Genomic DNA, 11552 nt, shown 5'->3' on the forward strand with positions numbered 1-11552 from the left:
CTACTCGCCGACCGTGACCGTCCACCGGGTCGCATCCGTCGGGAAATCGCTCCACGCGAAGACGACCGCCGGTCGAACGGCGAAGAAGGGTGTTCCGTGGTCGGTATCGTACTTGGCTTCGTAGGCCGCGTCCAGTTCGTCGATCAGTTCGGGGTCGGCGGCTCCCTCGTCGATCCGTTCCGCCCGCCCCTCGAGAATGACGACCGCCGTGGCGCTCTCGCCGTGGACGACGATGTCGGGATTCGCCGCGAGGTTCCGAACCCACCGCGTCCCCTCGCCGCCCCCGCAGTGGAACGTCCCGTCGGCCCAGACGCCCCACGTCGGGCGAACGTGGGGACTGCCGTCGGGCCTGGCCGTCGTCACCCAGTAGTGCTGTGCGCCCTGCATCCGGTCGGCCACGAACTCCCACGAGAGCGTGCCGTCCGCGCGCTCGGGAATGCCGTAACTCGCTTCAGTCTTCGGTCGAGCGCGTCGCGTCCCGTCCGGTGCCGACTCGTCGTTCGTCGTCATGCCGATACTGTGGTCTCGAACGGCCATAAGCCGCCCGCTGGGAACGGCGTCCCGCCGTTACCCGTCGAGCGCGTCGGCGACGACTTCGATCGGCGTCGGCGGCTCCTCGGGCGCACCCGGCCGATTCTCGAGTTGGGTACGACAGGAGGCACCGGGAGCGACGACGCGCTCGCCGTCGCTGTCCGCGACCTGGTCGTACAGGATCTGTCCGATGGCGTCGCTCATCGAGGCGTGCTCGGACTCGTAGCCGAAACTGCCGGCCATGCCACAGCAGCCAGAGTCGAGCGGGTCGACGGCGTAGCCGGCCCGTCGGAGAACGCCGACGGCGTGGTGGTCCTTCGCGACCGACTTCTGGTGGCAGTGGCCGTGGTAGACGAGGTCGGCGGACGCTGGGCGCTCGTCGAACGCGATCTCCTCGTCCAGTCGGAAGGTGTCGACGTACTCGCAGACGCCGTAGGTGGCGCTCGCGAGCGTTTCGGCCGCCTCCGAGGAGAGCAGATCGAGGTAGTCCGACTGGAACATGACCGCATCGGAGGGTTCGATCACGACCACGTCCCAGCCGTCCGCGACCCGCGGCGCGAGCGCGGTGACGTTCTCGCGGGCGGCGCTTTCCGCTTTATCGAGGAAGCCCTTCGAGAACGCCGGCCGGCCCGTGTCGCCGAGGTCGTCCGGGACCGCGACGTGGACCCCCGCTGCCTCGAGCACCCGAACGGCCGCCTTCCCGGCGTCGGGATGGCTGTAGTTGGTGTAGGTGTCGGGGTAGAGGAGGACTTTGCGAACGGCGTCGGTCTCGGGAACGTGAGCGCCGCCTCGCTTGTGGAACCAGTCCCGGAACGTGGTGGCGTGGAAGGTCGGCAGCGGTCGGTCGGCGTCGATCCCGAGCGTCACCTCGAGCGCCTTGCGGGCACCCGGGAGCTTCGGCAGGGCGTTGGACAGCGGTGCGAACTGGCTCCCCCACTTCGAGAGCGTCGCGACGTTGGCGAAGAGCCGATCCCGCAGCGTCGCCCCGTTGCGCTGGTGGTACTCGTGCGTGACTTCGGCCTTGAGCTTCGCCATGTCGACCTCGCTGGGACAGTCGATGGCACAGCCCTTGCAGCCGATACAGAGTCCCATCACCTCTTCGACGAACTCGTCGGTGAACGCCTCGTCGGGCTCGAGGTCGCCGCTCATCGCCTGCCGGAGCGCGTTCGCCCGGCCGCGCGTCGCCGTGATCTCCTCGCGGCTCGCCCGGTAGGTCGGACACATCACGCCGCCCGTCGTCTCCTGCTCGCCCCGACAGCCGCCACAGCCGTGACAGAGCTCGACCATCCCCTGCATCCCGTTGTCGTTCTCCCACTCGAGTGCGGGCTCGAAGCCGGCGTCGAACTCGTACTCCGGCGAGAACCGCAGGTTCTCTCGCAGATCGGTGGGGTCGTCCTCGCGGAAGACGACCTGGCCCGGGTTCAGGAGCCAGTCGGGATCGAACGCCGTTTTGAGGTCCTGGAAGGTCTCCCAGAGCTCGTCGCCGTAGAGCTTCCGATTCCACTGGGTCCGGGCGCGGCCGTCGCCGTGCTCGCCCGAGACCGAGCCGCCTAACTCGACCACGAGGGCAGTCACGTCGTCCGCGATCCCGTGCAGCTGTTCGAGCCCCACCTCGGTCTTCGTGTTCACGAGCGGCCGGACGTGGAGCACGCCGGGACCGGCGTGGGCGTAGAAGCTGGCGTAGGTGTCGTGGGACTCGAGGATCGCCTCGAAACCCTCGACGAACTCGGGGAGCCGCGCCGGCGGGACCGCGGTGTCCTCGATGAACGAGATGTGTTTCTCGTCGGTCGTCCGCGAGAGCAGGATCGGGAGGCCGGACTTGCGGAGTTTCCACAGTTTCGCCCGCTCGGCGTCGTCGTAGGCCTCGAGCGCTTCGAGCGCGAGCGTTTCGGCGTCGCTGCGCGGGGCGTCGTCGGCCGGCTCCCCCGCGGGCGTCGCGGACGGGAGTCGGTCGGCCAGCAGCCCCGCGATCCGTTCTCGTCCGTCGGCCGCGTCCGCGGCGTAGAACTCGACGAGCAGGACGGCGTTCGTCCCGTCGGGGAGCATCTCGGTGACGGGACCGAACTCCGCGGTGTCGCGCGCGAGGTCGATCAGCACGTCGTCCAGCACCTCGACAGCCGCGGGGTCGTGTGCGAGGATCGGCTCGACGTCGCGCATCGCCTCGCCGAGATCCGGATAGCAGAGCAGGGAGACGGCCTTCGTCTCGGGGACCGGCTCGAGCGAGACCGTCGCCTCGGTGACGACCGCGAGGGTGCCCTCGCTGCCGGCTAGCAGGCGCGCGAGGTTGACCGTGCCGGGCTTGCCGGTGTCTTCGCCGCCGGGCAGTTCCTCGCCCCGGGCCTCCGCGACGAGCCGGTCGAGGTTGTATCCGGAGACGTTGCGCTTGAGGTCGGGGTAGGCCGCCGCGATGCGGTCCGCGTCCGTCTCGAGAATCCGCTGCACCTCGGCGTAGATCCGGGCCTCGAGATCGCCGTCGGGGTCGGCCCGGTCGGCGATCTCCTCGACGGTCACCTCGCCGAACCGGGTGACGGTGCCGTCCGCGAGGACGGCCTCGCACTCCTCGATGTAGGCGTCGGTCTTGCCGTACTGCAGCGAGTGCGAGCCGGTCGAGTTGTTGCCGATCGCGCCGCCGATGGCGCTCTTGTCGCCCCACGCCGGGTCGGGGGCGAACTTGAGATCGTGCGGGGCGAGCGCCTCGTTCAGCGTCCCGAGGATCGTCCCGGGCTGGACCGTCGCGGTTCGGCCCTCGGGATCGACCTCGAGGATCTCGTTCATCCGTCGCGTGAAATCCAGCACGACGGCCCGATTGACCGTCTGGCCGGCGAGGCTCGTCCCGCCACCCCGCGGGAGGACGGGGATCTCGCGCTGGGCGCAGTACTCGAGGATTCCCGCCACGTCGGCCGTCGACTCGGGGAAGGCGACGGCGATCGGCGTCAGTTCGTAGGCGCTCGCGTCGGTCGCGTACAGTTCGCGAGAGTAGGAGTCGGCACGGACCGCGCAGTCGACGATCGCCTCGAGGTCGGCGACCAGCGCCGGGCGATCGACGTCGTCGCTCCGATAGTCGTAGTTCGCTCGCCGGTCGGCGGCCGGGTCAGCGCTCGGGTCCAGGGACATACGTCACCCTTGCTCACATGGGGCCAAAAGTACCCGCATTACCGGCGATTCGCCGGGCCAACGGCGTCGCGCATCCCGGTCGCTCCCACTGTCGTGTTTTCCGCGGTCTCGAGCCGTCACCGCCGTCGCCATCGCTGCCCGGCGAGACCGTCACTCGAGGGCTGGCGTCGGTCGGACGGTGGATCTCGGTCCGTCCGACCCGCACGCGGCGTGTCGACGCCGGAAACGGTGACTGGAGGTCGAAAAGTGGCCCCGTCGTTTTCCCACGTGCGCCCCCGGGGCCGGCCGTCCGACCGGTCGGACGGTGCCGATAGCTACCAGGGGAGCGGAAACAAGCGTCGTGCCTAACTAGTAGGGGTCGTCGCGAGCGGGGTGGGGTGCTGCAAACTCACTCCTTGCCCCAGTCGCCGCTCATGCCGACCCGCTCGCCGTCCTCCCAGACGTAGTAGCCCTCGCCGGTCTTCTTGCCGAGGTTACCTGCCCGGACCTTCCGGCGCAGCGACTGGGGCGGCTTGAATCGCTCGCCCAGCTCCTCGCGGAGGTGCTCGGCGATGTGCAGGCGCACGTCGAGGCCGACGTGGTCGGTCAGCTCGAGCGGCCCCATCGGATGCCCGTAGCCGATGGACATCCCCTCGTCGATATCGGCGGGGCTGGCGACCCCCTGTTCGACCATCCGGATCGCCTCGAGTCCGAGCGCGAGGCCGAGCCGCGAGGTGGCGAAGCCGGCCGTGTCGCGGACGACGACGTCCTCCTTCTCGATGTCCCGCACGTAGTCGACGGCGAACGCCTCGGTCCGGTCGTCGGTCTGCTCGGCGACGACGATCTCCACCAGATCCATGATGTGGGGCGGATTGAAGAAGTGCAGACCGACGGCTCGTTCGGGATGCTCGAGCGCGCTGGCCATCTCCGTCACCGACAGCGAGGAGGTGTTCGAGGCGATGACGGTGTCCTCGCCGGTCGCCGCCTCGACGTCCGCGAACACCTCCTGTTTCAGAGCCATGTCCTCGGGGACCGCCTCGACGACGAGGTCGGCGTCCGCGACGGCCGCCTCGAGATCCGTCGTGCCTTCGATCCGCTCGAGGACCGCGTCCATCTCGTCTTCGGTGAGTTTGTCCCGGTCGACGCCGCCCTGCAGGTTGTCGCGGATCCCCTCGAGGCCGTCCTCGACGAACCCGTCCTCGATGTCCCGCAGGACCACGTCGTGGCCCGCCATCGCGGAGACCTGTGCGATTCCGTGCCCCATACTGCCGGCTCCGAGGACTGCGATTTGCATGTGCGGACCCTCTGCGGAAACGATCAAAAGCGTTCCCTTTCGGGCGAACGTCGGCGCTGGTCGTCCCCGACGGCGACGACTCGGCTCGAACGGACGAGGGCTCGTCCCGACCTCGCGTCGGCGGCGTCTCGACGGGCGAATAGCGGAGAACGGTGCTACTTTAGTGCCGGAGCGCGAGTCACGGAGTACCAATGAGCGATCGCCAGCCAGTTATCGTACAGGCAGTCCGGACCCCGCAGGGGAAACACGGGGGCGTCTTCGCCGACACCGGCAGCGAGGAGCTGTCCGTCCCGCTCGTGAACGCGATGCTCGAGCGGACCGGTCTCTCCGGCGACGATGTCGACGACGTCAGGTGGGGCTGTGCCAAGCAGGTCAACGAGCAGAGCAACAACATCGCGCGGGTCATCGCCCTCCTGTCGGAGCTAGGCGAGAACGTCCCCGGCACGACTATCGACCGGCTCTGTGCCTCCTCGGCGGAGGCGATCATGAGCGCGAGCGACGCGATCCGGGCGGGCCAGCTCGACGTCATCGTCGCCGGCGGCGTCGAGAACATGTCCCGCAACGAGCGGCGGAAGGGGATCGGCTCCTACGCCGGAATCGCCGAGCAGTACGACGCGGCCGGCCTCGCGATGGGCCAGACCGCCGAGAAGGTCGCCCGCGAGTACGACATCTCCCGCGAGGCACAGGACGAGTACGGTGCCCGGAGTCAGCAACGCGCGGTCGAGGCCACCGAAAACGGCACGTTCGACGAGGAGATCGTCCCGATCGAGACCGAGGACGGCACCGTCACCGAGGACGAGGGACTCCGTCCCGGCACGACGAAAGAGAAGATCGCGAGCCTGCCGCCCGCCTTCGAGGAGGACGGCACCGTCACCGCCGCCAACGCCTCGCAGGTCTCCGACGGCGCTGCAGCGGTCCTGCTCACGAGCCGGGCGTTCGCCGAGGACCGCGACTTCGAGATCCTGGCCGAGATCGAGGACCACAACGTCGCCGGCGTCGACCCCACGGTGATGGGAATCGGCCCGGTGCCCGCCGTCCGTGGCATCTGGGAGCGAAACGGCCGCGACGCCGACGACTACGATCTCATCGAACTCAACGAGGCCTTCGCCAGCCAGACGATCTACTGCCGGGACGAACTCGGCTTCGACGACGATCGGTTCAACGTCAACGGCGGCGCGATCGCCATCGGCCACCCGCTGGGCGCGTCGGGCGCTCGCCTCCCCGTCACCCTGATCCACGAACTCCGGCGCCGGGGCGGCGGGCTGGGCCTCTCGACGATGTGCGTCGGCTACGGACAGGGGGCGGCCGTCGAGCTTCGGGTCCCGGAGCGGTGACGACCGACCCGGCTCGAGCCGCGTTCGCACCCCCGTTTCGGAACGGACGAGAGACACGGCCGGCCACCTACGCGACCGTCGAACGAAACGATGCCGAGGCGTTCGCCGTCGATCCCGTGCTCCGTGACCCCTCGAGCGCCGTCTAGAGGATCTGGTCGGCGATGATGTTCTTCTGGATCTCGCTGGTGCCCTCGTAGATCTTCGTGATGCGGGCGTCGCGGTAGTAGCGCTCGGCGGGGTAGTCCGTGACGTACCCCGAGCCGCCGTGGACCTGGATACCCTCGTCGGCGACTTCGACCGAAATTTCGGAGGCGAAGTACTTCGCCATGCTCGAGTACTGCGCGGCGACGTCCTGGTTGTTCTGCTCGACCTGGGTCGCGGCGCGGTAGGTCAGCGAGCGGGCGGCCTCGACTTTGGTGGCCATCTCGGCGATCTTGTGCTGGATGGCCTGGAACTCGGAGATCTTCTGGTCGAACTGCTCGCGCTGGTTGGCGTATTCGATGGCGGCGTCGAGCGCGCCCTGGGCGGCACCGACGGCCTGCGCGGCGACGCTGGTGCGACCGGAGGCGAAGAACTCCATCAGCTGGTAGAAGCCCTTGTCGACCTCGCCGATGACGTTCTCCTCGGGAACCCGGACGTCGTCGATGACGACTTCGGCGAGGTCCGAGGCGCGAATGCCGAGTTTGTTGGTGATCTTCTCTGTCGAGACGCCGTCGGTGTCCATCTCGACGAGGAAGGCGGTGATACCCCGGTGGCCCTCGTCGGGGCTGGTCTTGGCCATCAGCACGCCGACGTCGGCGACGGTACCGTTGGTGATCCACATTTTGTTCCCGTTGAGGACGTACTCGTCGCCGTCCTTCTCGGCGACCGTCTCGATGCCGGCGACGTTCGAGCCGTGGGCGGGCTCGGAGATCATGGAACAGGAGGCCGTCTCGCCGTTGGCGATCTTGGGCAGCCACTCCTCTTTCATCCACTCGTCGCCGAACTCGATGATCATGTCCGTCCCGAAGCCGGCGGAGCCGACCGCGGAGCCGATTCCGGGGTCGGCGCGCCAGAGTTCCTCGGTGACGATTGTCGAGGAGATCTTGTCCATCCCGGCGCCGTCGTACTCGATCGGAATGTTCGGCGCGACGAAGTCGTATTCGGCGGCCTTCCTGCGGAGGTCTTCGGGGTACTTGTGCTCCCGGTCGTGTTCCTCGGCGACCGGCACCATCTCGTTTTCGCCGAACTCGCGGACGGCGTCACGGATCGCCTCGTGCTCAGCGGATAGCTGGAATGCCATAATAGTTTGCTTGGGGTCGTCTTACAAAGTAGCTTCGGATATGCCCGAAATTTGTTTTTGTTAATGTGCCGTCGGACGAGTTGTGAGAGTGGAAACGGGCGGGTGAGCCGATCGCCGGTCGGCAGCCAACCCCCGATCGAGGGGGCGATTACTCGTCGCGGAGCTCGAACTTCTGCACCTTGCCGGTCGTCGTCCGAGGAAGCTCCTGGACGAACTCGACCTCGCGGGGGTGTTTGTACTCCGCGAGGTTGGTCAGACAGTACTGCTTGATGTCCTCGGGCGTCGCCTCGGCGTCGGGCGTCGGCACGATGAAGGCCTTGACCGTCTCGCCGCGGCGGTCGTCCGGAATCCCGACCACCGCGGCGTCGGCGACGTCCTCGTGTTCGAAGAGGAGTTCCTCGACTTCCCGCGGATAGACGTTGTAGCCGCCCGTGACGATCATGTGCTTCTCGCGGTCGACGACGTAGAAGAAGTCATCCTCGTCCCAGTAGCCGATGTCGCCGGTGTGGAACCACCGTTTGCCGTCCTCGTAGGTAAAGGCCTCCTCGTTGGCCTCGGGCAGGCCGTAGTACTCCTTCATCACGTTCGGCCCGTGGATGACGAGTTCGCCCGTGATCTCGTGGAGATCGGCCTCCTCCTCGTCGATCGGCCCCTCCTCGACGCGGGGGATATCGTCGAAGCTCTCGTCGACGATCTTCGCCTCGACACCCTCGAGCGGTCGCCCGATACTACCCTTTCGTCGAGCGTCGTCCGTGTTCGCGTGCGTGACCGGACTCGTCTCGGTCAGGCCGTACCCCTCGTTGAGCTGGACGCCCCAGAGCTCCTCGAACCGCTCGAGGACCTCGATCGGCAGGCTCGAGCCGCCGGAGTTGGCGAATCGAAGCGCCTCGAACTCGTAGGACTCGGCGTCGGGCTGGTTGATCATGTCGTTGAACATCGCGGGGACGGCGAACATGATCGTGATCTCGTCGTCCTCGAGCTGGTCCATCACCGACGGGGCGTCCCACTCGGGGACGGGGTAGTAGGTGCCGCCGCTGTACATCGCGCCGTTCATCACGACGGACATGCCGTAGATGTGGAACAGCGGCAGGGTGCCGATGAGCCGGTCGGAGGCCTGGAAGCCGCCCGGCGGAACGTCGGCGTTGGCCCGCGTCGTGAAGGCGAGGTTGTGGTGGGTCAGCAGGACGCCCTTCGGCGTGCCGGTCGTCCCCGACGTGTAGGGCTGGACCGCGACGTCGTCGTCCGCGCGGTCGACGACCGCTTTGGTGTCGTCCGCGAGGAACGCGTCGAACTCGGTGGCACCGTCGACGTCGGCACCCACACTGACGACCTGTTCGACGTCGGTGTCGTCCTGGACCTCGAGGACGTTCGGGACGAGGTCGGCCAGCGCGACGACCGCTTTCGCCCCGCTGTCGCCCAGCATGTGGCTGATCTCGCGGGCCTTGTACTGGGGATTCATCGGGACGATGATCCCGCCGGCGCGAAGCGTCCCGTAGAACGCCGTGACGAACTGCGGCAGGTTCGGCAGGTAGATCCCGACGCGGTCGCCCTCGCCGATGCCGCGGTTCTCGAGCGCTTGCGCGAACTGGCCGGCCTGCTCCCAGAACTCGTCGTAGGTCAGTTCGGTCCCCTCATATGCGATTGCAGCCGAATCCGGGTTCGCGTCCACCGTCTCGGCGACGTCTGTCACGAGGTTTGTCATACCTTGTGAAAGGGTCGTCTGAATCCCACTAAAGGGTTGTCACTCGCGCATTCCATTTACTTCGGTTGTTCTCGAGAACGGGGGTTCGGGCGACCCGTCGGGGTCGCGATCAGTCGAGCGTCGCCTCGACCTCGGAGTCGGTGTCGCTTCCGCTCGGCAACTCGTACCCGATGACGAAGCGGGCGTGCAGTAGCGTGGCGACGATGGCCGCCGCGGCGACGATTTGGACGGCGACGTGGACGATCGGTCCGAACATCGCGCCGAGCGCGGCGATAATGTAGAGCGCGCGGACCGGCGCGGAGAGATCGCGTGCCCCGTCGAAGCCGATCGTCGCGACGATCAGGCCGACGGTGCCGGCGAGTACCGCGGGGAACGCGAGCAGCGTCTCGCTCGACCAGTAGATGAGGCTGTCGTTCGCGATGAAGGCGTAGGGGATGACGAACCCGGGCGCTCCGAGTCGGAGCGCCTGTTTGCACGACTGGAGGAAGCTCGCGTCCGCGATGCGCGCGCCGACTGCCACCGAGATCGCGACCGGCGGCGTGATCGCCGACAGCATCGCGAAGTAGAACACGAACATGTGCGTCGCGATGACCGGCGTTCCGAGATCGGTGATCGGTTTGGCGACCAGGATGGCCACCAGGATGTACGCCGCGGGCGTCGGCATTCCCAGCCCGAACAGGATGCTGGCGACCATCGCGAGGAACAACACGACGAACAGTCCCCCGCCGAGCCCGAAGAGGCTCACTTCGCTCATCCCGATGATGCTCGTCGCGACACGGGCCGTCAACCCGGTCCCCTCGAGCAGCTTGATGATCACGCCCATCGCCGCGAGCACACCGACCAGCGGTGCCATGTCGGTGCCGCCCTCCTTGAGTCCGTCGAGCGTCTGTTTGGTCGTCCTGGCGACGCTTGCGGCCATTTCGTCGCCCGAGACACCGCTCATCTCGATCTCGATACCGTCCTCGAGATCGACGTCGAGGTATCTGAGGACGAGGTTCCGGACGTACATCACACCGATGGTCGTGAAGATAGTGTACATCCCCGCCGCGAACGGTGAGTACCGGAGCACCACGAGCGTCACCAGGAGCACGCCCATCGGGATAGTGAAGTGTAATCCCCGAAGCAAGAGCCGCCAGTTGAACGGCGTCAGCTCGCTCGAGATCCAGCCGGACTTGAGGATCGCGAAGTGGACGGCCAGACAGACGCTGAAGTAGAACAACGCCGCCGGAATGACGCCGGCCTTGACGATGTCCAGATACGGGACCTGAATGATGTCTGCCATCAGGAACGCCGCGACGCCCATCACCGGGGGGAGCATCTGACCGCCCGCGGAGGCAACCGCCTCGATCGAGGCGGCCACGTCGTCGCTGACGCCCTGATCCTTGATCATCGGGATCGTGAAGCTGCCGGTCGTCGCGGTGTTTGCGGCCGCGCTGCCGGTGATCGATCCCATGATCATGCTGGAGATGACAGCGATCTGGACGACGCCGGTCCGGAGGCTCGTCCCGAGTTCCTCGCCGATCTCGCGGACGAACTCCATCAGGCCGAAGGTCTTGGCGAGCCCGGCGAACATGATGAAGATCGCGACCCACGTCGATCCGACCCGCATGAGCGTCGGGTCGAAGACGCCGCTGATCCCGATCGCACCGTCTTCAGCGATCTGTTGCCAGCTCATTCCCGAGTGGCGGAACACGCCGAACAGCTGCGTGCCGACCATCGAGTGGGCGTACAGGATCGAGAGAACGGTGACGCCCGCGATGACCGTTCCGAACGCTCGCCGAGTCACGTCGATCGCCAGTGCGATCAGTATCCCGCCGACGACGTGGTCGGTGGTGTTGTACCCGAGGACGAACGCGTCCCCTTGAAGCCGAGTGAAATTGATGTAGACGTAGGCCGTCGCCGCGATCGCCGTCACGGCTAACGCGATGGCGACGTAGGGGTCGATCGCCGCGTAGGCGCGACGCACTCGCTCGAGGCCCACGGGGGACTCCCGGACCGACGACTGCGATACCGATTCGGGGGTTGTCGCAGCGTCGATGCCGTCCTCAGCGTCCTCGCCCGTCCCACCGAATCGATCCTGGGCGTAATCGAGGTAGTACAGCGCCGTTCCGATACCGAAGAACAGGATCATGTACCGTTCGACCCGCGTTACCCACTCCGGTTGGGCGATAATTCCCTTTAGCGGCCACCCGAACACGAGAGAGACGGCGTACAGCAGGGTAAACAGCGTTAGACCGGCTCCTAACGCGTACGTGACACGGTCGAGAGTGCGCAGGGGAACGCCTCGTTCGGAACGCCGATTCGTTGGAGGCATCG

The 11552-nt window shown here is 67.1% G+C and carries 8 protein-coding genes; 2 read left to right on the plus strand and 6 right to left on the minus strand.

Annotated elements, in window-relative coordinates:
• The 3 genes from BMX07_RS12565 to BMX07_RS12575 all read right to left on the minus strand — a co-directional run bounded on the left by BMX07_RS12565 (window position 1) and on the right by BMX07_RS12575 (window position 4918).
• Entirely contained in the window at window positions 1–510 is a 510-nt protein-coding gene (locus BMX07_RS12565; protein WP_090618446.1) for a pyridoxamine 5'-phosphate oxidase family protein, read from the minus strand.
• Window positions 511–567: 57 nt separating this feature from the next.
• Window positions 568–3645, minus strand: coding sequence for an FAD-binding and (Fe-S)-binding domain-containing protein (locus tag BMX07_RS12570; protein ID WP_090618230.1), 3078 nt, complete (start codon window positions 3643–3645; stop codon window positions 568–570).
• 388 nt (window positions 3646–4033) lie between these two features.
• Window positions 4034–4918, minus strand: a complete 885-nt coding sequence (locus BMX07_RS12575) for a 3-hydroxyacyl-CoA dehydrogenase family protein (RefSeq protein WP_090618231.1) — start codon at window positions 4916–4918, stop codon at window positions 4034–4036.
• A gap of 191 nt (window positions 4919–5109) precedes the next feature.
• Between BMX07_RS12575 and BMX07_RS12580 the strand changes: the two genes are divergently transcribed.
• Both BMX07_RS12580 and BMX07_RS24470 read left to right on the plus strand, forming a co-directional pair.
• Window positions 5110–6252, plus strand: a complete 1143-nt coding sequence (locus BMX07_RS12580; RefSeq protein WP_090618232.1) for a thiolase family protein — start codon at window positions 5110–5112, stop codon at window positions 6250–6252.
• Entirely contained in the window at window positions 6249–6398 is a 150-nt protein-coding gene (locus tag BMX07_RS24470; protein ID WP_175480137.1) for a hypothetical protein, read from the plus strand. Before BMX07_RS12580 ends, BMX07_RS24470 begins: the two co-directional genes overlap by 4 nt.
• On the opposite strand, the gene BMX07_RS12585 is transcribed toward BMX07_RS24470, so the two are convergent.
• The 3 genes from BMX07_RS12585 to BMX07_RS12595 form a co-directional block, all read right to left on the minus strand.
• Window positions 6395–7534 (minus strand): acyl-CoA dehydrogenase family protein, encoded by a 1140-nt coding sequence (locus tag BMX07_RS12585; protein ID WP_090618233.1) that lies wholly within the window; start codon window positions 7532–7534, stop codon window positions 6395–6397. The genes BMX07_RS24470 and BMX07_RS12585 overlap by 4 nt on opposite strands.
• 148 nt (window positions 7535–7682) lie before the next feature.
• Window positions 7683–9236, minus strand: coding sequence for a long-chain-fatty-acid--CoA ligase (locus BMX07_RS12590; protein WP_090618234.1), 1554 nt, complete (start codon window positions 9234–9236; stop codon window positions 7683–7685).
• Window positions 9237–9345: 109 nt separating this feature from the next.
• A complete protein-coding gene (locus BMX07_RS12595; protein ID WP_090618235.1) occupies window positions 9346–11550 on the minus strand; it encodes a TRAP transporter permease in 2205 nt (734 codons plus the stop codon).
• Window positions 11551–11552: the final 2 nt, after the last annotated feature.

Source organism: Natrinema salaciae (genome assembly GCF_900110865.1).
Classification (GTDB): Archaea; Halobacteriota; Halobacteria; order Halobacteriales; family Natrialbaceae; genus Natrinema; species Natrinema salaciae.

Coding starts and splice junctions, on each gene's coding strand:
- BMX07_RS12575 (WP_090618231.1), bottom strand. CDS start 4,918: ATGCAAATCGCAGTCCTCGGAGCCGGCAGTATGGGGCACGGAATCGCA.
- BMX07_RS12585 (WP_090618233.1), bottom strand. CDS start 7,534: ATGGCATTCCAGCTATCCGCTGAGCACGAGGCGATCCGTGACGCCGTC.
- BMX07_RS12570 (WP_090618230.1), bottom strand. CDS start 3,645: ATGTCCCTGGACCCGAGCGCTGACCCGGCCGCCGACCGGCGAGCGAAC.
- BMX07_RS12565 (WP_090618446.1), bottom strand. CDS start 510: ATGACGACGAACGACGAGTCGGCACCGGACGGGACGCGACGCGCTCGA.
- BMX07_RS12595 (WP_090618235.1), bottom strand. CDS start 11,550: ATGCCTCCAACGAATCGGCGTTCCGAACGAGGCGTTCCCCTGCGCACT.
- BMX07_RS12590 (WP_090618234.1), bottom strand. CDS start 9,236: ATGACAAACCTCGTGACAGACGTCGCCGAGACGGTGGACGCGAACCCG.
- BMX07_RS12580 (WP_090618232.1), top strand. CDS start 5,110: ATGAGCGATCGCCAGCCAGTTATCGTACAGGCAGTCCGGACCCCGCAG.